The 25464-nt window shown below is 42.3% G+C and carries 29 protein-coding genes; 27 read left to right on the plus strand and 2 right to left on the minus strand.

Annotation, left to right across the window (positions count from 1 at the left end; all coding sequences use genetic code 11):
• The 8 genes from FFR60_RS06885 to FFR60_RS06920 all read left to right on the plus strand — a co-directional run bounded on the left by FFR60_RS06885 (nucleotide 1) and on the right by FFR60_RS06920 (nucleotide 7002).
• Nucleotides 1-1056: a s-methyl-5-thioribose-1-phosphate isomerase gene (locus tag FFR60_RS06885; protein ID WP_137663572.1), complete on the plus strand. Its 1056-nt coding sequence runs from the start codon at nucleotides 1-3 to the stop codon at nucleotides 1054-1056.
• A 12-nt stretch (nucleotides 1057-1068) separates the two neighbouring features.
• Nucleotides 1069-1710, plus strand: a complete 642-nt coding sequence (locus FFR60_RS06890; RefSeq protein ID WP_137663573.1) for an L-fuculose-phosphate aldolase — start codon at nucleotides 1069-1071, stop codon at nucleotides 1708-1710.
• A 524-nt stretch (nucleotides 1711-2234) separates the two neighbouring features.
• On the plus strand, nucleotides 2235-3485 hold the full coding sequence (locus FFR60_RS06895; protein WP_088934037.1) for an NAD(P)H-dependent oxidoreductase: 1251 nt from the start codon (nucleotides 2235-2237) through the stop codon (nucleotides 3483-3485).
• Between the two features lie 56 nt (nucleotides 3486-3541).
• A complete protein-coding gene (locus FFR60_RS06900; RefSeq protein WP_088934038.1) occupies nucleotides 3542-3919 on the plus strand; it encodes a transcriptional regulator GutM in 378 nt (125 codons plus the stop codon).
• Between the two features lie 15 nt (nucleotides 3920-3934).
• Complete coding sequence (srlA, locus tag FFR60_RS06905) at nucleotides 3935-4468, plus strand: PTS glucitol/sorbitol transporter subunit IIC (RefSeq protein ID WP_088934039.1); 534 nt, start codon at nucleotides 3935-3937, stop codon at nucleotides 4466-4468.
• Nucleotides 4469-4481: 13 nt separating this feature from the next.
• Nucleotides 4482-5546, plus strand: coding sequence for a PTS glucitol/sorbitol transporter subunit IIB (gene srlE, locus FFR60_RS06910; protein ID WP_088934040.1), 1065 nt, complete (start codon nucleotides 4482-4484; stop codon nucleotides 5544-5546).
• 28 nt (nucleotides 5547-5574) lie between these two features.
• Nucleotides 5575-5928 carry a PTS glucitol/sorbitol transporter subunit IIA gene (locus FFR60_RS06915; RefSeq protein ID WP_088934041.1) on the plus strand — a complete coding sequence of 118 codons (354 nt, stop codon included), beginning with the start codon at nucleotides 5575-5577 and terminating at the stop codon, nucleotides 5926-5928.
• Between the two features lie 111 nt (nucleotides 5929-6039).
• A complete protein-coding gene (locus FFR60_RS06920; protein ID WP_088934042.1) occupies nucleotides 6040-7002 on the plus strand; it encodes a sugar-binding transcriptional regulator in 963 nt (320 codons plus the stop codon).
• 21 nt (nucleotides 7003-7023) lie between these two features.
• Here FFR60_RS06920 and FFR60_RS06925 read toward each other — a convergent pair whose 3' ends face one another.
• Complete coding sequence (locus FFR60_RS06925) at nucleotides 7024-7950, minus strand: alpha/beta hydrolase (protein WP_137663574.1); 927 nt, start codon at nucleotides 7948-7950, stop codon at nucleotides 7024-7026.
• 173 nt (nucleotides 7951-8123) lie between these two features.
• Here FFR60_RS06925 and rbsR point away from each other — a divergent pair, with 173 nt between their 5' ends.
• From rbsR to FFR60_RS06990, 13 genes are all read left to right on the plus strand, one after another.
• A complete protein-coding gene (gene rbsR / locus FFR60_RS06930; protein WP_137663575.1) occupies nucleotides 8124-9116 on the plus strand; it encodes a ribose utilization transcriptional repressor RbsR in 993 nt (330 codons plus the stop codon).
• Between the two features lie 98 nt (nucleotides 9117-9214).
• Entirely contained in the window at nucleotides 9215-10120 is a 906-nt protein-coding gene (rbsK, locus tag FFR60_RS06935; RefSeq protein WP_137663576.1) for a ribokinase, read from the plus strand.
• Nucleotides 10121-10136: 16 nt separating this feature from the next.
• Nucleotides 10137-10532 carry a D-ribose pyranase gene (rbsD, locus tag FFR60_RS06940; protein ID WP_088934046.1) on the plus strand — a complete coding sequence of 132 codons (396 nt, stop codon included), beginning with the start codon at nucleotides 10137-10139 and terminating at the stop codon, nucleotides 10530-10532.
• Nucleotides 10533-10556: 24 nt separating this feature from the next.
• Complete coding sequence (gene rbsU / locus FFR60_RS06945; RefSeq protein ID WP_137663577.1) at nucleotides 10557-11444, plus strand: ribose/proton symporter RbsU; 888 nt, start codon at nucleotides 10557-10559, stop codon at nucleotides 11442-11444.
• Between the two features lie 376 nt (nucleotides 11445-11820).
• The gene (locus tag FFR60_RS06950) at nucleotides 11821-12222 is read left to right on the plus strand and encodes a hypothetical protein (protein ID WP_137663578.1); all 402 of its coding nucleotides are present in this window, start codon (nucleotides 11821-11823) and stop codon (nucleotides 12220-12222) included.
• A 31-nt stretch (nucleotides 12223-12253) separates the two neighbouring features.
• On the plus strand, nucleotides 12254-12556 hold the full coding sequence (locus FFR60_RS06955) for a DUF5960 family protein (RefSeq protein ID WP_137663579.1): 303 nt from the start codon (nucleotides 12254-12256) through the stop codon (nucleotides 12554-12556).
• Between the two features lie 195 nt (nucleotides 12557-12751).
• A complete protein-coding gene (locus FFR60_RS06960; RefSeq protein WP_137663580.1) occupies nucleotides 12752-13081 on the plus strand; it encodes a hypothetical protein in 330 nt (109 codons plus the stop codon).
• A gap of 10 nt (nucleotides 13082-13091) precedes the next feature.
• The gene (locus FFR60_RS06965; protein WP_137663581.1) at nucleotides 13092-13406 is read left to right on the plus strand and encodes a hypothetical protein; all 315 of its coding nucleotides are present in this window, start codon (nucleotides 13092-13094) and stop codon (nucleotides 13404-13406) included.
• 140 nt (nucleotides 13407-13546) lie between these two features.
• Nucleotides 13547-13882, plus strand: coding sequence for a PTS lactose/cellobiose transporter subunit IIA (locus tag FFR60_RS06970; RefSeq protein ID WP_088934052.1), 336 nt, complete (start codon nucleotides 13547-13549; stop codon nucleotides 13880-13882).
• Complete coding sequence (locus FFR60_RS06975; RefSeq protein WP_137663582.1) at nucleotides 13875-15269, plus strand: glycoside hydrolase family 1 protein; 1395 nt, start codon at nucleotides 13875-13877, stop codon at nucleotides 15267-15269. The genes FFR60_RS06970 and FFR60_RS06975 overlap by 8 nt, the downstream gene beginning before the upstream one ends.
• A gap of 36 nt (nucleotides 15270-15305) precedes the next feature.
• On the plus strand, nucleotides 15306-15596 hold the full coding sequence (locus tag FFR60_RS06980) for a PTS sugar transporter subunit IIB (RefSeq protein WP_088934054.1): 291 nt from the start codon (nucleotides 15306-15308) through the stop codon (nucleotides 15594-15596).
• A 6-nt stretch (nucleotides 15597-15602) separates the two neighbouring features.
• Nucleotides 15603-16907, plus strand: a complete 1305-nt coding sequence (locus FFR60_RS06985; RefSeq protein ID WP_137663583.1) for a PTS sugar transporter subunit IIC — start codon at nucleotides 15603-15605, stop codon at nucleotides 16905-16907.
• A 92-nt stretch (nucleotides 16908-16999) separates the two neighbouring features.
• Nucleotides 17000-18862 (plus strand): BglG family transcription antiterminator, encoded by a 1863-nt coding sequence (locus FFR60_RS06990; RefSeq protein ID WP_137663584.1) that lies wholly within the window; start codon nucleotides 17000-17002, stop codon nucleotides 18860-18862.
• A 54-nt stretch (nucleotides 18863-18916) separates the two neighbouring features.
• Here the strand turns inward: FFR60_RS06990 and FFR60_RS06995 are convergent, their stop codons facing one another.
• Entirely contained in the window at nucleotides 18917-20092 is a 1176-nt protein-coding gene (locus FFR60_RS06995) for a NupC/NupG family nucleoside CNT transporter (RefSeq protein ID WP_137663585.1), read from the minus strand.
• A 212-nt stretch (nucleotides 20093-20304) separates the two neighbouring features.
• Between FFR60_RS06995 and FFR60_RS07000 the strand changes: the two genes are divergently transcribed.
• The 6 genes from FFR60_RS07000 (at nucleotide 20305) to glf (ending at nucleotide 25266) form a co-directional block, all read left to right on the plus strand.
• Nucleotides 20305-20943: a GntR family transcriptional regulator gene (locus tag FFR60_RS07000; protein WP_088934064.1), complete on the plus strand. Its 639-nt coding sequence runs from the start codon at nucleotides 20305-20307 to the stop codon at nucleotides 20941-20943.
• 262 nt (nucleotides 20944-21205) lie between these two features.
• On the plus strand, nucleotides 21206-21388 hold the full coding sequence (locus FFR60_RS07005) for a hypothetical protein (protein WP_137663586.1): 183 nt from the start codon (nucleotides 21206-21208) through the stop codon (nucleotides 21386-21388).
• Between the two features lie 24 nt (nucleotides 21389-21412).
• Nucleotides 21413-22429, plus strand: coding sequence for a glycosyltransferase family 2 protein (locus FFR60_RS07010; protein WP_137663587.1), 1017 nt, complete (start codon nucleotides 21413-21415; stop codon nucleotides 22427-22429).
• Nucleotides 22430-22448: 19 nt separating this feature from the next.
• The gene (locus tag FFR60_RS07015; protein WP_137663588.1) at nucleotides 22449-23012 is read left to right on the plus strand and encodes a hypothetical protein; all 564 of its coding nucleotides are present in this window, start codon (nucleotides 22449-22451) and stop codon (nucleotides 23010-23012) included.
• Nucleotides 23002-24045 carry a lysylphosphatidylglycerol synthase transmembrane domain-containing protein gene (locus FFR60_RS07020; RefSeq protein ID WP_171004886.1) on the plus strand — a complete coding sequence of 348 codons (1044 nt, stop codon included), beginning with the start codon at nucleotides 23002-23004 and terminating at the stop codon, nucleotides 24043-24045. Before FFR60_RS07015 ends, FFR60_RS07020 begins: the two co-directional genes overlap by 11 nt.
• A 27-nt stretch (nucleotides 24046-24072) precedes the next feature.
• Nucleotides 24073-25266 (plus strand): UDP-galactopyranose mutase, encoded by a 1194-nt coding sequence (gene glf / locus FFR60_RS07025; protein ID WP_137663590.1) that lies wholly within the window; start codon nucleotides 24073-24075, stop codon nucleotides 25264-25266.
• The last annotated feature ends 198 nt before the right edge of the window (nucleotides 25267-25464 follow it).

A 25464-nucleotide genomic window follows, 5' to 3' on the forward strand; every position in this document is an offset into this window, starting at 1 on the left:
TTGGAAAGACAGGATTATACGATGCCGACGTTGTTACAATATGAAAATGTGGCGTGGTATGAAGATGGCAAAGTCCGCATTTTAGATCGGCGAATCTATCCGACTCGGGTGGAGTTTGTAGAATGTGAGACGCATCAAGCGGTCGCGCAAGCCATCACGGACATGGTAACTCAAAGCGCGGGGCCATACACCGCAGCAGGCATGGGAATGGCCTTAGCAGCGGAAGAGAGTAAGGCGTTGGAGCCGGTTGATCAGCTCGCGTATCTAAAAAAAGCGTCTCATACGATTGCTAACGCACGTCCAACGACGGCGAATCGCATGACACTGATCACTGAAAAATGTGTCGCAGTCGCAGAAGCAGCGTTAGAAAAAGGTGAAGATCCAACAGAGGCAATCAAACAAAATACGATTGATTCCTTGAACCGCCGCTATTATACGATGGATCAAGTAGCAAAATATTTGATCGGAAAAATCCCAGATAATGGGACGGTTTTGACCCAGTGCTTTGGTGAGACGATCATTGGGATGCTGCTGCGTGAAGCTATCGAGCAGAAAAAAACACTGCGTTTCTTCTGTGCGGAAACACGTCCGTATTTGCAAGGGGCACGCTTAACGGCTAGTTGCTGTGCGGAGATGGGGTTTGATACGACGGTTGTTTCTGATAATATGATCGCCTATTTGATGGAACATGAAACAATCGATCTATTTACTTCAGCCGCCGATACGATTGCCCAAGACGGCTATATCGCCAACAAGGTCGGAACCTATCAAATCGCTATTTTAGCCCAGCGTTTCGGTGTTCCTTATTTTGTGACGGGAATTCCCGATACGGATAAAACGAGTCATGAAAGCATCAAGATCGAGATGCGTGATCCTGAACAGGTGATGGAGTTTAATGGGATTAAGCATACCCTAGAGGGCGTCAAAGCGATCTATCCGTCCTTTGATATCACACCGCCGGAATTGATCGGGGCGGTAGTGACGGATCGCGGGTTTTTTTCACCCTATGATTTGCACCGCTACTTAAAAGAGCAGCCGGAAAATAATTTTTATTGATTGGAGCAGAAGATGAAACATCTAAAAGAACGCGAGCTGATCGTTGAATATGGCAAGAAGCTCATTACCGAAAAACTAACGACAGGAACGGGAGGCAATATCAGCATTTATTTTCCAGAAGAAGAAGCGATGCTGATCAGTCCAAGCGGGATTCCTTATTTTGAGACAAAGCTGGAAGATATTGTTTTGCTGGACCTTCAGGGAAATGTGCTGGAAGGCAATCGTAAGCCATCAAGCGAGTATGATCTCCACAGTATTTTTTACGCGAATCGTCCGGATGTCCGCTCGGTCGTCCATACACATTCGGAATATGCGACCACCTTTGCCTGTTTGCAGCAGGAGATTGAACCGCTGCATTATATTATCGGATCTGTCGGTGAGAAGGTTCGTTGCTGCGAGTACAAAACTTTCGGTACACGGGAATTAGCGGAGGAGGCCTTCAATTTTATCCATGATGACAATGGAATTTTGTTAGGCAATCATGGTGTCTTAACTATCGGGCCGGACTTAGCTAGTGCCTTTGGTGTTGCAAAGGACATCGAATTTTTAGCAAAACTGGATTATCGAGCACGCTGCATCGGAACACCGAAGTTGCTGAATCAAGAACAAATGAAAGAGGTTTTGGAGAAATTCGAGACCTATGGACAACAATAAAAAGGTCGCGACTTTTGTGAAAGCAAAGTCGCGGCCTTTTGTTTTTTCACTTTGTGAACGGGGATGAAAAATCCAATGAATTCATAGTGCGACTGTTCACAATTGAATAAGCATATTTCCATATTGGAATTGGTCTAGGATTTTTAAACACGCTGGGAACTCAATAATGATAAAAAGTACTACTTATATCATTGTGAAACATTCTTCAATCAAAAACAAATTTCTTATTTATCTAAAATTAGAATAAATAACTGCTCTTTGTAGATTAGTTATTTAAAGAATGTGTAATTGTGATTCTAATGTTCTTGTAATGATTTTAATATAATAGATGCTATCTCCTGTTTGCTGATATATAACGTTTTTTACGGTACAAAACACTTTTGTAACATATGTTCCAATTGCTGGAAAATGATAGTTTGTGAAAAGAAAGCGTTGACATGGTTGTTTACGGTGTTATACTAAAGTTGTCTTAAGGCATATGTCAAAGTCTTTGTCATATGTCAAAAAAGTATGGAGGGGTAATAATGACACTTTACGGGAAGCTTTTGGAACGAGAAAAAAATGGTGCGCCGATCAAGGTCGGGGTAATTGGTGCAGGTCAAATGGGATTTGGGATGATTGCTCAGATTTCGACGATTCCAGGAATGGCAGTAACAGGTATCAGCGATATCAATAAAGAGGCTGCGCAGCGTGCAGCGGATGCGTACAATGCAAGTGCAGAGAAAAAAGTGGACATTCTAGTCAGCTCAGATTTTAAAGAAATCATTCATTCGGATAAGGTAGAAGTTATTGTGGATGCGACTGGAGTGCCAGAAGTCGGCGCACAAATTTCGTTAGAAACACTGTTGGCGAAAAAACACATCGTATTGTTGAACGTGGAAGTGGATATCACGATCGGACCATTGATGAAGAAAATGTATGATTCAGCAAACTTAGTTTATACCGGTTCTGATGGCGATGAACCTGCTGCAACGACAGAGTTGTTTGAATTCGCGAAAAGTATGGGCATGGAAGTGCTGGTCGCTGGTAAAGGCAAGAACAACAAGTTAAAAGTTGGCGCGAACCCAGATACCGCACAAGCAGAAGCAGATTCTAAGAAAATGTCCAGCCACATGTTAGCAGCTTTCCAAGATGGTACGAAGACCATGGCAGAAATGAACTTATTATCAAATGCGATCGGTTTTGTTCCTGATAAAGTGGGTATGCATGGCATCAGCGGTGACGTCGATTCAGTAGTTAAGGATTTAGACCTGAAAGAAAACGGCGGCGTCTTAGATAAATATGGTGTCGTTGAATATGTGGATGGGTTAGCACCAGGAGTGTTCGTCATCGTTAAAGGGCAAAATGATGGTGCACGTCATGAATTAAGCTACTTGATGAAAAAAGGCGACCGCGATCACCATATCTTATATCGTCCTTATCACTTAGCAAGCCTAGAAACACCGATCACAATCGCTAAAGCAGTCTTAAATCATGATCATGCGATCGTTCCATTGGGCGCACCGATTTCTGAAACAGTTGCGGTAGCGAAGAAAGACATAAAGGCCGGAGAAAAAATCGACGGTATCGGCGGATATTGTGTTCGCGGTGTGTTAGAAACGCATGCGGATCTCGTTAAGAACAACAATGTGCCGATTGGTTTAGTCGGCGGTTCATCTGTTGCGAAACGTGATATTAAAGACGGCACTTTCTTAACGTATGATGATATTGAAATCGATGAATCAACAACGGTTTATCGTTTACGGAAGCTTCAAGATTCGACATTTGGTGAGTAGGTAAATTTTAGGCAGATGGGGAGTCTCCTCATCTGCTTTTGGAGAGGATGTAGCTTATGAGCGGCTTAGTTATTGTGTTGATCGTTTTAATGCTTAGTCAAAGTCTTTTAAGTCTTGTTCAGGTGAAATATTATCAAAGCTTCATCAAGAAGATCACCACTGAACAAGCAGGAACAGAGTATGAATTTTATACCGAAGTTGTTAAGGGAAAAGTACTGCGGACAATTGTTGCAGTTGTTGTCGATGCTGAGGGAAAAGTCATTCAGTGCTATATCTGCAAAGGGTTGACGATTTTTGCACGCTTTAAAGAGGAGCAGTCCTACCAAGGAGCGCAATTAGTTAACTATCGGACAGCGGCAGAGGCAAAAAAGGCGCCGCAAATAGAAAAGGCACTGGCACAAATTTACACACGCAAATTGGAAGCGGTTACCTAAAAGGAGGATTTTATAATGAAATATATCGAATGGGCAGGAAAAAACTTTATTGGTATGTTTGAAGCCGGCGGCGAACAATTCATGGGCTACATGACCGGGATCGTACCATTATTGATCGTACTATTAACTTTTACTTATTCAGTCATTGCATTTATCGGTGAAGAACGTGTTGACAGAGCCATCCGCTATTGTTCAAAATATATGATTTTACGTTACTCGTTGATGCCGATCTTGGCTGTTTTGATGTTGACGAACCCGATGGCTTATACGTTTGGTAAATTTGTTCGGGAAGAAGAGAAGCCGGCTTTTTATGATGCAGCGGTATCTTTTGTCCATCCAGTAACGGGGCTGTTCCCTTATGCTAATGCAGGTGAGCTGTTTGTTTATCTTGGTATTGCAAATGGTGTGACAAAGGCCGGCTTTAGTCAGTCAAGCTTGGCAGTTCGCTATTTCTTAGTAGGGATTGTCGTGATTTTGATGCGTGGGATCGTCACGGAAAAACTGACGAAATTTATGATGGCTAGAGAAGCGAAGAAAGCGACTGCGTAAAGGAGGAATCGTAATGTACAAAACAGTATTTGTAAAACCTGGAAATAAGGGCTGGGGTGTTGGTTTGACCTTAACACCGAATGAGCAAAAAAATAAAGTTGTTTCTGTTACCGGCGGCGGTATCCATCCAGTGGCGCAGCAAATCGCTGATCTGACTGGCGGGATTGCCTGTGATGGTTTTAAGAATCAAATCCCTGAAGAAGAAACATTATGTGCGGTCATTGACTGCGGCGGAACAGCGCGAATCGGTGTTTACCCAATGAAGCGTATCCCGACAGTCGATGTATTGCCGTCTTCTCCTTCTGGTCCATTATCAAAACATATTACCGAAGATATTTTCGTTTCAGGTGTTCGGCCGGAAGATGTGGCTGTGCTGGAAGATGCGAATCTTGAGGATCGTCAAATGGCGGCCATCAATCATGGACATGCTGAAGATGCCGAATCTGCGGCGACAACGGAAAAAATAGTGACGGAAGGTCGCGAATCGGAAGAAGAATTTAGAGAAAGATATTCGAAGATCAAAGAGGAGCATAAGGAAGAACAAGCCAAAAAAGACAGCTTCCTAGTTCGTTTCTCTCGGGGAATCGGCGGCGTAATGAGTACCTTCTATCAATCAGGCCGTGACGCGTTAGATATGCTGTTGAAAAATATTATTCCATTTATGGCATTTATCAGTATGATCGTGGGAATTATCAATTATACTGGTATTGGTGACTGGTTAGCGAAAGTTCTTTCGCCGTTAGCAGGTTCTTTGCCGGGGATGATCGTATTGGCCTTGATTTGTAGTATTCCGATCTTGTCGCCAATCTTGGGACCTGGTGCCGTAATTTCGCAGGTTATCGGTGTTTTGATCGGTACGCAGATTGCGAACGGTTCGATTCCTGTCCAGTATGCATTGCCAGCGTTGTTTGCGATCAATGCTCACGTAGGTTGTGACTTTATTCCGGTTGGTTTATCACTGGGAGAAGCAAAACCGGAAACTGTGGCCATCGGAGTACCGGCGATTTTATACGGTCGGATGCTGACAGGCTTCACGGCGGTAATTTTGGCTTGGTTAGCTAGTTTCGGTATGTATTAAAAAAAGTTTGAATGGAGCGAATGGATGGATGGTAAAATCTAAAATTATTGAAATCGGCAGCATGGTGCCTGCTTTTGAAGAGGAACGCTTGATTATTTTGTTTGGTCCTTCTGCAACTGCGGAGCTGAGAGATATTTGTGTGATCCATGAATTTGAGGATCGTCCGAAAGATGCCCTGAAAGTCGGCGGAAAAGTTAAATTCGGCGATCAAGAATTCACGATCGAAGAGGTCGGCTCACAGGCAAATGCGAATTTTGAAGAATTGGGACATATTTCGATTTATTTTCGTAACGCGATCGGAGAAATTTTACCGGGAGCCATTATTGTCAGCCCGGGAGTTTTTCCAAGCTTTGAAGTCGGCGGCGTGATCGAGATTATTTAGAGCAAAAGTCGAGGATGTGCCGAACACGGGTGCATCCTTTTCTCCTTGCGCCCTCGCAGAATCAACCGTATAGTGAATGTGACCAAAAGTTGTTCAGAGGATGGGATCGAAATGGCTATAAAACATAATCGCGACATCGTAAAAGTAGCTACGATGTATTACAAAAAGAATTTGAAGCAGTCGGAGATCGCCAAACGTCTGGGCATCTCTCGTTCATTGGTTTCAAAGTATTTGAATGACGCAAAAAATGAAGGCATTGTTGATATTTTTATAAAGAGCGAAAGCGCCTATTCGATTGAATTGGAACTGGCTTTAGAAGAAACTTTCGGGTTAAAAAAGGCCGCGGTGCTTGATACCAGCAGTTTGCGCAAGGATGAGGTCGAACGCTTGCTGGTTCAAACGGCGATCACAGCTTTTCAAAAAGAAATCGCGAAGGCTGAAACGATCGGGCTTTCGTGGGGCAAGATGCTGCGCGGGATCGTCGATGAATATCCCTATGAGAATCATGCGGATGCCACGATCATCCCTTTGATCGGCGGGCTGGGTTCTGAGATGGTGGATGTCCATTCCAATCAGTTGGCCTATGATCTGTCGAAAAAACTGCGGGCGAAATGCAAGTATCTATATGCGCCGGCATTGGTGGATAATGCCTTTATCAAAAAGAGCTTGATTGAAAATGACGGGATTCGGGATGTCTTGGAAGCGGGAAAAAATGTTGATTTTGCATTAGTTGGGATCGCCAGCCCTTTTTCTAAAAACAATACGATGACTGAGATCGGTTACGTCGATCAGCAGGACATTGATGGATTGGAAAAATTAGGCGTGATCGGCGATGTCAATTCGAAATTCATCGATCAGGCAGGACAAGAGGTTTCCTGTGAGATCAATGAAAATGTAATCGGATTAGGCGTTGAAGAGGTTCGCAAAATCTCAAATGTAGCAGTCGCCTGCTACGAAGAAAGTAAAAAGGATGTACTGTATGTGGGAACGAAGACGAAGATTTTCACTCATATTACCGTAACCGACAGTTTAGCTGAATATTTATTGGAACAAGCAAAAACCGAGGCACACTGAGTGTCTCGGTTTTTATTTAAGTTAAGGTACATATTTTTGGATAAATTCGGTCACTTTTTTCTGATACATACTGGGATCACTGCTCAATGCTTCGGCGTGTTTGGCACCGTGAACGACATATTGTTCTTTGGGTCCTTTTGTGGCGGCGTAAACTTCAGCCAGCATCGAATAAGGAACGAAATCATCCTGATCACCGTGGATAAAAAGCATTGGACGCTTGTTTTTGTTCAACTGCTTGATGGCATCTGCTTCGCCAAAAAAGTAGCCTGCACGAATTTTTGTCACCAAGCTGGTAACAGGAATCAAAGGAAATGACGGCAGATTGAACATCTGCTTCAGCTGATAGTTCAGCTCGCCCTTCACTGAGCTGTAGCCGCAATCTTCGACAAAGGCTTTGACATTGTCTGGCAGTTTTTCGCCGCTGGTCATCATAACAGTCGCGCCTCCCATACTGACACCGTGAAGAACGATTTCAGATTGAGGATCTTTTTTGACGACACGGTCGATCCATTGCAGATAGTCTTTCCGCTCATGCCAGCCGAAGCCGATATAGTCGCCTTCGCTTTTTCCATGTCCGCGAGCATCCGGCATCAAAACATTATAACCGAGGTCATGATAGATTTTCGCGTATTGCGGCATATCAGAAGCCTGCCCCATATAGCCATGAGCGATGATCACCGTTTTATGCTGATCCTTTTCCGCAGGCAAATAATACGCTGATAATTTCAGCCCGTCGGTTGAGGTAAGCTGCCAGTCGCTGCGGTTGTTTGTATCATTGAACCAATTTTCGGCGGAAATCAATTCCGTCGATTTCTTTTTGGAGCCGTCCGCCAGAAAATCCTTTTTAGCTGGAACAACGGCATAGGAATAGAAATAATTTCCCGCCGCGATTAATACGATCACTAAGACTAGGATGATCCCTAGAATAATTTTTGTTGGTCTATTCATTTTTTCCTCCTAAAACATATCATTAGCAGTATAGAAAAAAATCAAGTCTATAGCAAGTTTCCAACTGGTGTATTTACAGGACCAGCTATCCATGAGAAAATGTAGCAGAATTTGAAGCAGGATGATATCCGGCGCGAACAATCATTACCTTACTATGAAGTAGGAGAGAGCAGATGAAAAATAAAAAAATTACCATCAAGGATGTCGCGAAACAGTCTGGGGTCTCGATCGCAACAGTCTCCCAAATTTTAAACGGCAATGAGGGGAAATTTAGTCCTAAAACGGTCGAAAAGGTCTTGGCGGCCAAAGCGGATCTGAATTATGAACCCGATTATTTTGCGCGGCGAATGATCATGAAAAAAAGTAAGACGATCGGAGTGTTGATTCCGGATATCACCAACCCGTTTTTTAGTACGCTGGTTCGCGGGATCGAAGGGGTCTTGTATCGCGAGAATTTCGTGACGATGCTATGTAATGCGGATCTTGATACGAAAAAAGAGACCGATTATTTAGAAGAATTGAGTCGGCGCGGAGTTGACGGCTATATCATCGCTAGTTCGGCGATCTCTAATCAGGCCATCAATGAAACACTGCGAAAAAAGAATCTGCCCTACATTGTGTTGGATCAGAAGAAGGCAGAAGGCTTCAGCGATGCAGTCTTGACCGATGATTTTTCTGGCGGAAAAATTGCCGGCGAACATTTGAGACAATTGGGCCATCAAAAGGTCGCGGTTGTTTTACCGGAAGATGCGACGGAAAATATCAAAACACGCTTAACAGGTTTTCAAGAAATTTATCCCGATGCGTTCCTGATTAATGGGGAACTGTCTAAAGATGGCGGACGCCAAGCAGTACAGAAAATCGTTGAAACGGATGCGACGGCGATTTTTGCGATCAATGATGAAATAGCTTTTGGGTTATATCTAGGTCTTGCTGAGGCGAAGAAAAAAATTCCGCAGGACTATAGTGTGATCGGTTACGATAATGTCGATATGTGCGAATACGTTACGCCGCAGCTGACCACGATCGCGCAGCCTATCTATGAATTAGGCCAAACGACCGCACGATTATTACTGGAAAGAATCGAGCAGCCGGAGAAAGATTGGGAAGAAAAGACACTGCCGGTTCAATTAATTCAACGATTTTCAACAGCACACTTGAAATAGCTTTCAAGCTGTGCTATATTTTTGGTGTCGAATTAAAACGTTTTAATAAAACGTTTTAATCAGGAGCAAATGAATCAATTTGAAATGGAGTGGATAAAATGAATACGATTACAGTTATTGGAAGTATCAATCTTGACCGCACGATTCGCGTGAAGCAAATGCCGAAACCTGGAGAAACGATGCATACAAAAGAAATTTTTTCTGCCGGCGGAGGCAAGGGCGCCAATCAAGCCGTCGCAGCGAAACGTTCTGAAGCCGCTACCAACTTCATCGGCGCTATCGGCAATGATGAAGCAGGAGAAATGATGCGTGAGCTTTTATCAGAAGAAGGCATTGAATTGTCTGGCGTGCAAACCTTAGAAAAACAAGCAACCGGCCAAGCCTATATCATCGTGGATGATCAAGGGGAAAACAGCATCATGATCCATTCCGGTGCTAATAACGCATTTACACCGGAGCAAGTACAAGCACATGCGGATGTGATCAAAGCCAGTGATTTCGTCGTCGCTCAATTTGAAAGCACTTTAGAAAGTACGATCGAAGCTTTTTCAATCGCCCGTGAAGCAGGTGTAAAAACGATTTTAAATCCAGCACCGGCTTTGGAACAGGTTCCTGAAGAATTATTGAAGGTCACAGATATGATCATCCCCAATGAAACCGAAACAGAAATTTTAACAGGGATCAAGGTGATGGATGAAGCAAGCCTAAAAGCAGCCGCGGATCATTTACATCAGTTAGGGATCGAAGCGGTGATCATTACGATCGGCAGCAAGGGTGCTTTTTACGACGTTCAAGGACGCAATGGAATCATTCCAGCTTTCAAGGTCAATGCAGTAGATACTACTGCCGCCGGCGATACCTTCATTGGTGCCATGAGCAGCGTCTTGGAAAAAGACTTCAGTAATTTAGAAGAAGCGATCAAATATGGCAACAAAGCCTCTTCGGTAACGGTTCAACGCTTCGGCGCACAACCATCTATTCCATACAAAAACGAATTGAACTAACGAAAGGATCTTTATCATGAAAAAAAGCAAAGTCATCAACTCAGATATTTCACGCGTGATCGCACAGATGGGTCATTTTGATCAATTAAGTATTGGCGATGCCGGCATGCCGGTCCCAATGACAACGGAAAAAATCGATTTAGCAGTAGATAACGGCATTCCTAGTTTTATGGATGTGTTAAACAATGTGTTGGAGGAACTAGCGGTTCAACGAATTTATTTAGCAGAAGAAATTAAAACTGAAAATCCTGAAATGTTGAAAAAAATTCAAGCACGCTTACCTGAAACCCCTGTGACATTTATTCCTCATAGCGAGATGAAGGCAGCCTTGCATGACAGCAAAGCGTTTATCCGGACGGGTGAAATGACCCCATACGCGAACATTTTATTGGAAAGCGGCGTCGTATTTTAAACACCGCAATGAGGAGGAAATAGCATGAACACAACAGCGATCTTGATCGGCTTAGGTCCGTTACTAGGTTGGGGGCTTTATCCAACCATTGCATCAAAAATCGGCGGACGTCCCGTCAATCAAATATTAGGCTCGACTTTAGGCACATTGATATTTGCCTTGATCTTTGCGATCGTCAACGGGATGGGACTTCCGACTGGAATGGATCTGATCTTCTCGATCCTTTCAGGTGTGGGCTGGGCAATTGCTCAAATCATTACCTTCCAATCCTTTACCTTGATCGGCTCATCTCGGGCGATGCCGATCACGACAGCTTTCCAATTACTGGGGGCTTCCTTGTGGGGAGTCTTTGCTCTAGGCGATTGGCCAGGTGCCAGCGCGAAATTATTAGGCGGCTTTGCCTTAGTTTTGATTATCCTAGGTGCTTGGATGACGGTGTGGACAGAAGAAAAGACACAAGAAAAAGCCAGCATTTTGAAAAAAGCCGTACTATTATTAGCAGTCGGTGAAATCGGTTATTGGGCCTACTCAGCTGCACCGCAAGCAACCAGTATCGATGGGATGCACGCCTTCTTGCCGCAAGCGATCGGCATGCTTTTAGTGGCGCTGGTCTACTCTGTGATTTTAAGTGTGAAGGACAAAGAAAAATCTGCGTTGACTGAAGCAGTTTCTTATAAACATATTTTTTCCGGCTTCTTTTTCGCCTTTGCAGCCTTGACCTATTTGATCTCTGCACAACCGAACATGAATGGATTAGCAACCGGCTTCATCCTATCCCAAACTTCCGTGGTTCTCGCAACCTTAACCGGGATCTGGTTTTTAGGACAAAAGAAAACAAAAAAAGAAATGACGATTACGATCATCGGTTTGGTGCTGATTTTAGCAGCCGCTGCGATGACGGTAATGATCTAAAGCTGTCGATTTTCGACAGCTTTTTTTTCGCCCTTGTAGAGATAGTATGAAAATTTCACAAGTAAAACATTGAATCAGTAACTTTAGCGATGTCCAGCTTCACGAACTAGCTTTATCGGCAATAAGCAAAAATATTTCGAAATTTGAGAAGCAATTTAGAAATATTTTGGACTTATTGCTCAAAAGCTGAGCGAGTTCGCGAAGCTTTTCTTAATCGAAATAGTTTTCTTTTATCGCAGAAATGTTTTTAAAGAAATCGAAGCGGATGATTTTTATGAAAGCTATGGGGAATTCAAAAAAAGCGCTTTATAGGACATTTTGAGCTAAAATAGCATAAGAGCTTTTGTTTTAGAAAGAGTAGGAAGAAGGAGAGGTTATGAAGCTAACCATTTCATTAGACATTCTGGAGGAGGCTTTTTATTATGTGTCACCAATGAAGCCTGTGTCCACTGTGCCTTTGATCTATGCGACTTTTCTGATAGAAAAATCCCAAGTGGCATATATGATAGATAATAAGCCCAAGTTCATACGAAAAATTGAACGCTTATTTAAGGCCGCGTTTCACGAGATTATTCAAAAAAATCAAGCGTATAGCGAAATTCTTGATCAAGACCAGCTTTTGCCGCTGGAAGAACACCTAGCCCAACAAAGTCAGTTGATCGAATCTGTAAAAGCAGCGATCCAAAAATATCCAGAATTGAATTTGATTCGCATAGAGCTTGCGGGCAGTTGGCCTGTCTTCCAAACAGAAGCGGGGCATTTAGATTTTACAGAGTAATATGAAGTATTAAGTTGAAAGGATGAAAGAAATGGACATGACTTATTTTGAAGGACAAACTGCTTTTTTAGAGGATTATCAAAAAGTTGCAAAGACAGGATCGATCGATTCGGAGCAGGTGATCGATAAAGTAATGGAGCAATTAAATAAACCAACACCAGACGATAATTTGTATTATATCCTGCCTGGTGAGGATACCGCTAATGGACTGGCGGTCAGATTTCCGTTTCGCAAAGAATTGATCGCGCTGGATAATGAAGCGACTGTTTCTACCCAATTCTTCTATGAAGGGTCGCCGTATGAATATGAAGTTGCTGAAGATGAGCAGCTGTAATAGGAAAGACTTTCAAGTTTAAGAGCTTGAAGGTCTTTTTTTGAGCTTGCTTTAAAAAAAGAAGCTGGTATGATGGATACAATATGGTTTGTTATTTTTTTAGCAAGAATGGGAGGTGATGGTCTTGCATGATTTACCAGCAGCAGGGCTGTTTCCTGCAGGCGATGAATTAAAAACTGAAAGGGAGTTAATGAATTGTTTATTCTTGAAAAGAAAGCGGAACCAGAACAACAAATATGGGATCATATCAAACGAAATTATCAGGGGGAAAAAGTAGCAGTTGTTGGCGTGAAAAAGCAAATGCCACAAACCTTCTTACGTAATAAGCAAGTTATTTTTTACGAAAGTCTTACTGGGCAATCGTTAGTGGAGGAAGGCGAACGATTCTTAAATAAATTCGCAAAGGATTACTCGGCTTTTGTCTTTTATTTAGATTGTCCTTCAGAAGTAGGCGATCAGCTGGTTGAAGCCGGTCGTAAATTAGGTGTCAGAGTAACCGTTACAGTGGAAGAAAAGGCTGCTTAAGGAGCGGCTTATGTGGAAAGAAGTCATTCGACAGAAGACCGTTCAAAATACTATTTTACGGAGCGGCTTACGACTGCTGCATCAACAAAATTGGCGTCAAAGCAAGGACAAAAAAGCCTTACTAGAGATTTCCGGGCAGCTGCAAAATGTCATGCAGCTGCATTTAGGCACAAAGAATCTAGTTGTAGGCATTCCTGGCTTTGGAAAAGAGGTAACGCTATTAGAAGTGGATGAACCCACGTTTGTTCCTCACTATAAAATAGATCAAGTTGTCGAATCTGCCGAAGGGCATTTTATCAAGTTAAAATTAATAAAAACCATTTAGAGAGCTGCACGAGCGTGCGGCTCTTTTTTCGTCGCCACTCTCGAAAAAAGGAATTTCCACTTTAATGTGGAAAATAAAAAATTTATCTCTTTTAGAAAACGCTTTATAGTTGAGCTATAGAAAAAGAGGAGGGAGTTTACTTGGGAGAAGCAAAAATTGGAACAGAAATGGATTCAATGGCGATTATTTTACATGCCGGAAATGCAAAAAGTGATGCATACGAAGCGTTGCAGGCTGTAAAGCAAGGCGAATTTCAACTATTTGAAGAAAAATATCAATCAGCAAAGGCTGAAATCAAATTAGCCCATAAAGCGCATGCTGAAATGCTTCGTCGGCTTTCTGCTGAAGAACGCATGGACGAAGTTGATTTACTGCTGGTTCACGCTGAAGGACATTTAACATCAACAGATATAGCGGTTGATATGATCGGTGAGTTTGGTGAGTTGTATAAATGGAAGGAGACTATGAATGGATAAGAATTTTTTATGGGGCGGAGCGACAGCTTCTTATCAATGTGAAGGTGCTTGGGACGTAGACGACAAGGCAGAATCAATGTGGGATCGTTATTTGCATGAGAATGATTTGGAAAACGGCGATATTGCCAGTGATCATTACCATCATTTTGAGGAAGACATTCGGATGATGAAAGAAGGCGGACAGAATTCGTATCGCTTTTCTCTTTCTTGGCCGCGTATCATCAAGAATAAAGAAGGAGACATCAATGAAAAGGGAATCGCCTTTTATCAGCGCTTGTTAGATGCTTGTCAGCGGTACGATATTGAGCCCTTTGTCACGATTTATCACTGGGATCTTCCCCAATATTGGGAGGACGAAGGCGGCTGGCTAAATAACAAAGTGGCTTACGCCTTTGAACATTTAGCAAAGGTCTGCTACGAACATTTTGGAGATAAGGTCCGAAACTGGACGACATTTAATGAACCGAAATGGTTTATTGCCAACGGCTACTTTATTGGAAATTATCCGCCAGGCCTGCAAGATGTACAAAAGACGATGATCGGCGCCTATAATGTAATGCTGGCTAGTGCTTTAGGTGTTCGAGCATTTCGGACAGGGAACTATCAAGGACAAGTAGGAATCGTTCACAGCTACACACCAGTCAATGGTGTTGATGATTCGATCGAAACGCGGATCGCGATGCGCTATGCGGATAATTATTGTAACAACTGGATTTTAGATACCGCTGCTTTAGGTGAGTTTCCGATCGATCTTGTAGCTAAGCTAGCGCAAGATTATGATATCAGCTTTATGAAAACCGAAGAGTTGAAGATTATCAAAGAGAATACGGTCGATTTTATCGGACTAAACTACTATGCGCGGGCGTTAGTGAAGCCTTATACCGAAGGCGAAACGCAGCTGGTGTTCAATCATTCTGGGAAAAAAGGCGAAAGCAAGGTAGTTATCAAGGGTTGGTTTGAACAAGTCAAAGATCCAAACAGCGAGTTCACTGCTTGGGATACAGAAATTTATCCAAAAGGTTTGCAGGATGGCTTGATCGAGGCTTGGGATCGTTATCACCTGCCGATTTATGTGACTGAAAATGGTGTCGGTGTACGTGAAGACGTGACAGTAGATCAAGTGAACGACGACTATCGGATTTCATTTATGAATGACCACATCAATGCCCTTATGAATGCAATGGATCAAGGAGCAGATATTCGCGGTTATTATGCTTGGGCTTCGTTTGACTTGTACTCATGGAAAAATGGTGTAGAGAAACGCTACGGCTTAGTCGCTGTGGACTTTGAAAATGCTCAGATCAGAAAACCTAAAGCTTCATATTATTGGTTCAAGGATATCATCGAAAGCAACGGCGAAAAAATCCAGAGAAGATCGTTTGAATAATTGCTGAAATACATTTTGAAGAAGGAGAGGAAAAAAATGAAAAAAATCATGTTGGTATGCAACGCGGGAATGTCGACGGGGATGTTAGCCAAAAAAATCGAAGCAGCCTCTGATCATACATTGGAAGTAAGTGCTTATAGTGAATCAGAATATCAAGATTATCTTGAGGGTGTGGATCTAGTATTGATCGGTCCGCAAATTCGCTTCTTAAAACCTCAGATCGAAGCGGCAGTAGAGGTTCCGGTCGAGGCAATCTCGCCAATGAAATATGGCATTATGGATGGCAAAGGCGTTTATGAGGATATCAAAAAATTGATTGGAGGATAAGTAGTCATGGGATTTAGTACATTTAGCGATACGATGGATAAATACATCTCACCTTTAGCAAATAAATTAAGTCAGCAACGTCATTTGAAAGCGACGCGCGATGCCTTTATGTCCATGCTGCCAATTACTTTGTTTGGTTCGATTCCGATCATTTTGAATGCACCGCCTGTGACGGAAGATACGAAAAATGGTTTTTTGTTAGCTTGGGCCAGCTTTGCAGAAAAAAACAGCTTGGTTTTAAATTGGATCAGCGGCGTGACCTTGAGTGCGATGGCCTTATTTATCTGTGTAGGTGTGACCTACTTCTTATGCCGTCATTATAAAGAAGACGTTTTGCGCCCGATCATGTTTGCTCTTGTCGGCTTCCTGATGCTTGTATTGACGCCATTGAAAATGGGTTGGGACGGTAAAGAAGTCGAGATCAGCTTTTTAGATGGGCGAGGGATTCTGCTGTCACTTTTTGTCGCGATCGTTACGGTGGAGGGTTACCATTGGATGCGCAAAAGAAATATCGGCCGGATCAAGATGCCGGACAGTGTTCCGGCTTCGCTATCAGAGACGTTTGCTTCTTTGGTTCCAGGTTTGATTTTGATGGCCTTCTTTTCAGTGATCTTTATTATTTTCCACGCATTTGATACGACGGCGGTTCAGTTCTTATACAATATTATGGCTCCAAGCTTCAAGGCGGCCGATAGTCTGCCGTTTACGATTATCAGTGTCTTTTTGATCCATTTATTCTGGTTCTTTGGAATTCATGATGCGGCTTTGGCAGGGATTCTTGGTCCGATTCGTGATGGAAACCTATCGATCAATGCGGCAGAGAAAATGGCGGGCAATGATCTCAGCAATATTTTTACAACACCGTTTTGGACGTACTTCGTTATTATCGGCGGATCAGGTTCAGTATTAGCATTGGCCTTTTTAATGATGCGTTCGAAATCAAAACAGTTAAATACGGTTGGTAAAATCGGGTTGATTCCTTCTTTATTCGGGATTTCTGAGCCGTTGATCTTTGGAACGCCGTTAATGCTGAATCCGATTTTCTTCTTCCCATTCATTTTTACTTCGGTATTGAATGGTATTGTCACTTACCTGTGCATGTCATGGGGGATCGTTGGGAAGACTTTCGCAGTCTTTTCATGGCAGATGCCGGCACCGATCGGAGCGTTTCTTTCTACGATGGATTGGCGAGCGGTCGTGTTAGTCGTGATCTTGATCGTTTTAGATGGGCTTTTGTATTATCCTTTCTTGAAGGTGTATGAGAAGAACCTTGTTCAACTGGAAAAAGAGAGCGATACAGAATCAGCCTAATGTTATAATAAGAGCGTAGAAGTTTCGCGGCTTCTATGCTTTTATTGGGATAACGATCAGTTAAAAGTCATTTATTTAGAGGAGGGATCATAGTGAATATTTCTCAAAGACAAGAAAAGATCCTAGAGAAATTGTCCCTAAATCAACAGCCTTCCACTGCCAGTCAGCTATCAAGAGAGCTGGGGGTTTCTTCGAAGACGATTCGAAATGATATTCAGCAGCTGAATCAGCTTTCTGAACAGCCGATGATCCTTTCAAAAGCGGGGACAGGGTTCTCTCTAAACCCTGAAATAAGCCGATTTCAACAGACCAAGATCGAAAAGCAGTCTCCTAATCTTTCATTTGAATTACTGGCAAGACTGTTAGACCAGAAAGATTGTGACTTTTACGAATTGGCCGATGATTTCTTTATCAGTGAATCTACTTTGGATCGGATGGTCAAGGAGCTAAATGCGCTGATTAGCCAAAATGATCAGCGGCTCATGATCAAAAGAAAGCATAACCGGCTTTTTATTGAAGGTGACGAAGCAGCTAAACGTCGTGTCTTTACGTTATTTTTAAATCAAGAGATTGAAACGAACAAGCTGAGTTTAGATAATTATTCCGATTATTTTGATCAGCTTGATTTAGCAAAATTATCGAAAGTGATAGTAAACGTCCATCAAGAGGAAGGATTTATTATCAATGATTTCACAACGATCTCGTTTATTTTGCATATCGCGGTTTTATTAGAAAGAGTGAGTAAGAAAAGCTATTTGAATCCATCGCAGGCTGTGCTAAAGAAAGGTAAAAGTAAGCAGCTGACTTTAGCGATGGTTGATCGACTGGAACAGGTTTTTGGCGTTGAGATACCAGAAGAGGAGTATGCGTATATCTATCGACTTTATTCTGGTTCGGTCGTCTCTGATGAGGATTTGGCGGATAAAAAGCTGAAACGAATCATTGAAGGGGTATTGAAGAATATCGATTCGATTTTTTTCATTGATTTTACTCAGGATGAAAAAATTACTGATTATCTGATGACCCATGTTTCTGCTTTGTATAAACGCTCCGCTCACAAGCAATATCTGGTCAATCCATTATTAGACGAAATCAAAAGTAAATTTCCTTTTGTCTATAATGTGAGCGTCTATGCTTCAGGTTTTCTCCAAGAGCAGCTGAGCATCCAATTTCCTGAAGATGAAGTCGCATACCTTTCACTGCATTTTCTTTCTGCCTTAGAAAATATTCGAATGCATAAGAAAAAACGTATCTTGCTGGTATCTCCTTACGGTGTTGGCAATCAGCGGGTCGTTAGGAATCAATTGAATAAGATTCAGGAATTTGAAGTCGAATTGTCAGTGGCAGAATCTATCTTTGCGATGACCGACGAAATTACAAAAGATCAGTCATTGATCGTAACGACGGAAGCCTTAGATGTGAAAACTACTGTTCCGATCTATCACTACGACTCTTTTTTGACAGACTCTGATTTAGCCAAGATTCAAAAAATCTTGATCGAAGAAAATCAGCAGCCTTCTGTGTTACCAACATTTTTAAAAGAAGAACTATTTTTCCCTCAGCAAGAATTTACGACTAGAGAAGAAGCGATTCGCTTCCTTTGTCAGGAACTATGGGAAAAAGACTATTGCGAAAAGGATTATGTAGAAAAAGTATTGCAGCGGGAGACGTTATCCAGTACCGCCTTCGGAGATTTCTATGCGCTGCCTCATGCGATCAAACGTGAAGCGAAGAAGAACGCGGTGGCGATTTGTTCATTGTCAAAGCCGCTGCAATGGAAAGAAAAGAAAGTCAAATTGGTTTTGTTGTTGGCGTTAAAGGAAGAACGAGATAATTCCTTTGAGCAGCTCTTTGAAGAACTGGTAGTGATGCTAAACGACGCTGCTCGAGTAAAAAAACTCGCAAAGCAAACAAATTTTCAAGATTTCATGCAGATCTGTCAGGCTGCTGATTAATCAAACAACCGTCAAAATCCAGCATTTATGGATTTTGACGGTTTTTTTGTGTGGTTAAAAGATCAGGCCTGTGATAATCGCGCTCAAGAAGCTGACGAGGCTGGCACTTAATAAGATTTTCAAGCCATGCTTAGCAACTAGATTACCCTTTTCTTCATTAAGACCTTTCATGGCACCAGAGATGATGCCAATAGAAGAGAAATTTGCAAAGGAAACTAAAAAGACAGAGATGATGGCGGTTGTCCGCGCTGAGAAGTCCCAGCTGCCTTTGGCTAATTCAGTCATCGCCACAAATTCATTCGTCACTAGCTTGGTTGCCATCAAGCTTCCGGCGTCCACGGCTTCCTTCCAAGGAATCCCCGTGATGAATGCCAGCGGTGCAAATACATAACCTAATATTTCTTGGAAGGTCAGTCCGGTGATTTTAGCAAAAATGAAATTGATCATCGCGATCAATGCTACAAAACCGATCAGCATCGCTGCGACAGTGACGGCGACATGGAAGCCGTCTAAGATATATTCCCCCAGCATTTGGAAGAAGGTTTGCTCTTTGTCCTCTTCGATCACTAATTCGTCGTTTTCCAATTGGTAAGGATTGACGATCGATGCGATGATGAAGCCGCCGAACAAATTCAATACCAATGCAGTAATCACATACCGCGGTTGGATCAGTGCCATGTAAGAACCCACGATCGACATGGAAACAGTCGACATCGCTGAGATACTCATGGAGGTCAAGCGCTGTTCAGATAATGTCGGTAATTCCTTTTTAATAGAGATGAAGACTTCTGATTGACCTAAGATCGCTGACGCAATCCCGTTATAAGATTCCAATTTGCCCATGCCGTTGATTTTGCTGAGGGCAAGACCGACACTCTTCATGAAGAGCGGCAAAATTTTAATGTAACGCAAGATCCCGATGATCGCAGAAATGAAGACGATCGGCATCAAGACGTTTAGGAAAAAGGGAAAGCTGCCTTTATTCGCAATTCCGCCAAATACAAAATCTACACCAGAGCCGGCGAAACTCAGCAAAGCATCAAAAACACCGGCCAAGCCGCCAACGATCGTTGTTCCCACCGTAGTTCGCAGTAAAATAAAACCTAATAAAAATTGCAGCACCAGCATGATCAAAATCGGCGAATACCGAATCTTTTTACGATCACTACTGATCAAAAAACTTAAGGCCAGAACAATCCCTAACCCAATAATACCTATCACAAAATGCAAAGAATCACTCCTAGTTAGAAAAATAATCTGAACTAGCGTAGCTTTTTTTGCCAAAAATTGCGAAGGATAGCTATGAAAACCATGCCTCTATGAATAAATTCTAAACACGAAAACACTAACAACTTCATTTTTAGTCTCTTGCAATGATTAAAGCTTTTCCAAAAAAAATATGCTATGCTTGAAAAGAATTCAGCAGAAAAAGAGGGATCGGAATGGAAGGGGAAAACAAAAAGCGGGTCTTGCTGCCGCGCTACCAGCAAGTAGCGGTAGAGATCGCTGAGCGGATCGCCGACAAACGTTATCAAGTAGGAGAAAAAATTCATGCACGTTCGACTTTAGCCAGCAACTTCAATGTTTCTCCCGAAACGGCCCGCAAAGCGATCAATGTGTTGGTCGATCTCGGCATCATGGAAGTCCGTCATGGCAGCGGAGCATATGTCCTATCGCGAGAAAAGGCGCAGGTTTACTTTGAAAAATATCAAGATGTGCAATCCATTCAAGAAATTAAAAATGAGATCCAAGCCAGTGTGGAAAAACAGAAGCAGGAATTGGATAATGTCAGCGAGCTGTTGAACCAGCTTTTATCTCAAACCAAGCGGGTCCATAATGTTGCGCCTTTTGTTCCTTACGAATTGACGCTGACCGAAGAGGCGGAGCACTTAGAAAGCACAGTCAATGACTTGAACATTTGGCATGAGACTGGTGCGACCATCATTGCCATTCAGCAAAACAATGAGCTACTGCTGTCGCCCGGACCCTACGCCAAGATCTGTGCCGGCGATACCTTGTTTTTTGTCGGCAATGAGCTGGTCTTACAGCGGATGCAGCATTTGTTTTACCCAGATAAATAATCCCGAAAAAGGAAAGCCGCGGCTTTCCTTTTTTTTTACATTAAAGTCATAAACCGAGTTCAGGTGTGAAAAAGAAGATACCATTCTTTTTTTTACTGAAATAGGTTTATGACTTTATTTTTTTGAGCGGTTGCGGCAATTTTCATCAAAACCTGTTAAAGAATTGTTTTGATCCAGTTTAACAACAGTTTAACAATTCGTAGCTGTCTATTGTTTTTTGATGGCTAGACTGTGTTTAAGAAGTAAAAGATGAGGTGTAAAAATGAGAATTCGTGGAAAACTTCTTTTTTCTGAAAAAAATGAAGATGCTAAACGAAAAAAGGAGACCTTTAGCAAAGGAGAAAAAGTTGTCTTTGTCGCCCTCTGCATTTTTATTGCCGCTCTTTTTATACTGACTGTTTACGCTGTGGCATTCACAGTGTCTAGATTAAAATTTTTGATCTAAATCAATGGAGTGGAGGAAAAAAAGATGAAACATTTAACATTTGTAGTACCAAGCTATAACTCTCAGGATTATTTGGCCCGCTGTGTGGACACATTATTGGCAGGGGAAGAGGATGTAGAGATTATTATCGTAAATGACGGGTCCACCGATGATACTGCAGCGATTGCTGATGGCTATGCTGCGGCTCATCCGACGATCGTAAAAGTAGTGCATCAAGAAAATAAAGGACACGGAGGAGCCGTCAATGCCGGCTTGGCTCATGCCACAGGTCGGTATCTTAAGGTGGTGGATTCCGATGATTGGCTAGACATTACAGGCCTTGCTTCCGTCCTTTCCCAGATGAAGAACTGGGAAGAAAATCAACTCACAGTCGATATGATCGTCTGCAACTATGTCTATGACCATTTATATGATGAGAAGCAGCATACGGTGGATTATCGCAATGTTTTTGAGGCAAACGAGATTTGCGGATGGGAAAATATCGGACGCTTTACGCCTTCTCAATACCTGATTATGCATGCGCTGATTTTCAATACTGAAATTCTGCGAAAGAGCGGCGTAGAGCTGCCGTTGAATACTTTTTATGTGGATAATCTATTCGCTTATCAACCGCTGCCTTATGTGAAAAAAATCTGCTATTTAGACGTTGATTTGTACCATTATTTCATTGGTCGTGATGATCAGTCTATCAACGAAAGCGTCATGATGGAGCGGATCGATCAGCAAATCAAAGTGACGAAAATCGTCTCCGAATGTACCGATCTTGCCGCTGTGGAGGTTTCGAAGCTATCCACGTACATGATGAGGAATATCTCGATTATGTTGGCTATCTCTTCGATCCATTTGTTGCTGATCGGGACAGATGAAGCTTTGGCTAAACGAAAGGAATTATGGAACCACATCAAGAATATCAACCGGAAGCTGTATTGGAAATTACGACTGCAAACTGTCGGCGGACTGACTTATCTTCCTGGGAAAATCGGGGGTCTTGCGACGGTTACGGGCTACCGAGCAGCCAAAACGGTCATTAAATTTCAATAGTTGAAAAGGAGGGCTGTAAATGGCGGAAGTTTATATTGCGTTAGTGGATACACCGGGACTTTTCGCAAGCATTATTAAGAAAGTCATTGGTATTGACTATTGCCACGTTGTCCTCGCATTGGATGAAGCATTTGAACAAGCGTATAGTGTCAACCGAAGAAATCCGGCAATTCCCTATTTTGCCGGATTTGTTAGAGAAGATTCAGAAAAGATTCTACGCAAATTTCCTACAGCGTCTTACAGAATCATTCGTTTGCCCTGCTCAATTGAACAAAAGGAAAGGATTCAAAAAGAGCTGGAAGCATGCTATGAAATACGCTGGAGGATTCACTACTGTCTTGTTGGGCTGCCTTTTTTAATGTTGAACCGACCTTTTCAGCAAAAGAATCATTATACGTGTTCTTCATTTTTAGCAAAGCTGCTTGATGAACAAGCAATTTCTTTATTTGATAAACATTTTTCGCTTGTAACACCGAGAGATTTCTATGAATTGACTCAGTTTGAGCAGATTTATGAGGGATCATTTTCCCAATATCTCAGTTATCAAGCTCAGCAGAAGGAGGCGAAGGGGCATGCTTGGTAAGTATAAGCTCAGCATCGTTCTGCTGTTGCTACTAATCATACTGACAGTGAGTACTTTTCTTCAATCGAATGATCTTCCTGCAGTGGTTTCGGCTTTATCAGAGATGAGTCTTTTGTGGCTGACGCTTGGTATTTTGTCGGTTCTCTTGTTTGTCATTTTAGAGGGTGTGATGATTTGGCATTTATTGCGCTCTTTTCAAAAGGGGATCGGACTGTATCAATGTATCTGTTGGTCGTTCATTGGTTTTTTTGTATCAGGAATTACTCCATCAGCGACAGGCGGACAACCGATGCAGATTTATTACATGAAGCGTGCAGGTATCAAGGTCTCAGCAAGTATGCCTGTGCTGATGATACTCGCTGTTTTGTATAAGCTGGTGATGGTAAGCATTGGAGCGGGGCTCAGTCTTTTCTGGGCAACAGGACTCGCGGCTTACTTCGGTGATTTTTTATGGTTGTTTTACCTTGGGTTGGGACTAAATAGTTTTGTGGTTGTCTTACTGATATTCATTATGCTCCGTCCGCTTTATGCGGAAAAGCTGATCTTAAAAATCGAGAGACTTTTGACCGCTATGCGTATTTTGAAAGAATCGCCGGAGCGGCAAACGAGATGGCTTTCAGCAATTGCAGAATATCAACAGGTTATCGGTTTTTTTCGTAAACATAAAACCACATTGCTTTCGGTTGCACTAATGACCTTTATCCAACGGTGTCTGCCTTTTCTATTGATTTGGATTATTTATCGGGGAATGGGTCTTTCAAGTGTGGGAATACTGTCCTTGATGGCTTTGCAGGCGGCCGTCACTTTGGCAATCGATCTGCTGCCGCTGCCAGGCTCTATGGGGGTAGCTGAATTTGTTTTTACAACGGTTTTTGCGGCTGTTTTTAGCGATAAGCTGCTGCCTGCTGCATTGTGCATTTCAAGAGGACTCAGTTTTTATCTGCTCATGATCGTGAGTGCGGCTATTTTCGCTGGGGTTCACTTTTCAAAAGGTAAAACCGCAAAAAAGGAATATCGTGATTTTTTAATTTAAAGAAATGACTAGAGGAGCTGATTTTAGATGACAAAAAGAAATAGACCAGATGTACTAGTAGTAGGGGCGGGTTTTGCGGGCTCTGTTTGTGCCAGAGAATTCGCCGAAAAGGGATTCAAGGTATTAGTTTTAGAGGAGCGATCGCATATTGGCGGAAATATGTTCGATGGACCCGACAAGAATGACTTGATGATTCACTGGTATGGACCGCATATTTTTCATACGAATAATCAGACTGTTTTTAACTGGTTGGACCGTTTTACTGATTGGCGGCCTTATGAACATCGTGTTTTAGGAAGAATCAAAGGGGAAGAAGTACCGATCCCCTTCAACTTTACCTCGATAGATACGCTGTTTCCCAGTAAGACGGCCCAACGGTTGAAGAAAAGGCTTATTCAGGCCTTCCCAAACAAGGAACGGATCACTGTTTCAGAACTGACGGGTCATCAAGATGAAGAGCTGGCAGAATTAGGCGACTTTATTTTTGAAAATGTTTTTGTCCACTATACAGCAAAGCAGTGGGGAATTCCTGTCGAGCAAGTGGACTCCGCAGTAATCAATCGAGTCCCTGTTTTATTAAGTTATGATGATCGCTATTTTCAAGACGAGCTGCAGTTTATGCCTAAGAATGGTTATACGGAGTTGTTTAAGCAGATATTGAATCACGAGAATATTGTCCGTCGATTAGGAGTTTCCGCTGATGCGGTTCTTCGACTAGAAGCTGAAGGGCGTATTCTATTTGAAGGAGAAGTATTTGAAGGTCCGGTGATCTATACGGGGGCACCAGACCAGCTGTTGAATTATCACTTTGGCCGGTTAGAGTATCGTTCACTGGATATGTCTTTTGAAACCATCAAAAAAACGCAATTTCAAAAGGCAGCAGTTGTTAATTATCCGAATGAGGAGAAATTCACACGAATCACAGAATTTAAACAATTGACCGGTCAAGTCAAGGAAGGGGTTACTGCTATTTTAAAAGAATATCCTAGTGCCTATACTGGCAAGGATAAACTTGAGCCATACTATCCGATCGAAACGGCGGCGAATCGAAAACAATACGAAGCCTATCGGAACAAGCTGATCACGTGGGAAAATCTTTATCTCTGCGGCCGATTAGCGCAATATAGATATTTTAATATGGATGAAGTGATTGAATATGCTTTGCAGCTTTCAGCAGCTATCATGAAATTAGATAGCGTATCATTCGTCGCGAACAGCTAAAAATCAAAAAGTACTGCTAGACTTCGTCTGGGCAGTACTTTTTTGCTTGAACAAACAATAATCATTGTTCAAGCGACCGATAAAAATTAGATGTCAAAAATAATAAAAAACTCGTGACCGAAATTAAGCAGTTTTTATGTTTTTGCAAAGGAATAAGTCTGGAAAAAAGCAAAGATCCAAGCTGAAGAGCATTTCGCT

The sequence above is a fragment of the Enterococcus hulanensis genome (genome assembly GCF_005405485.1).
GTDB classification, from domain to species: Bacteria; Bacillota; Bacilli; order Lactobacillales; family Enterococcaceae; genus Enterococcus_A; species Enterococcus_A hulanensis.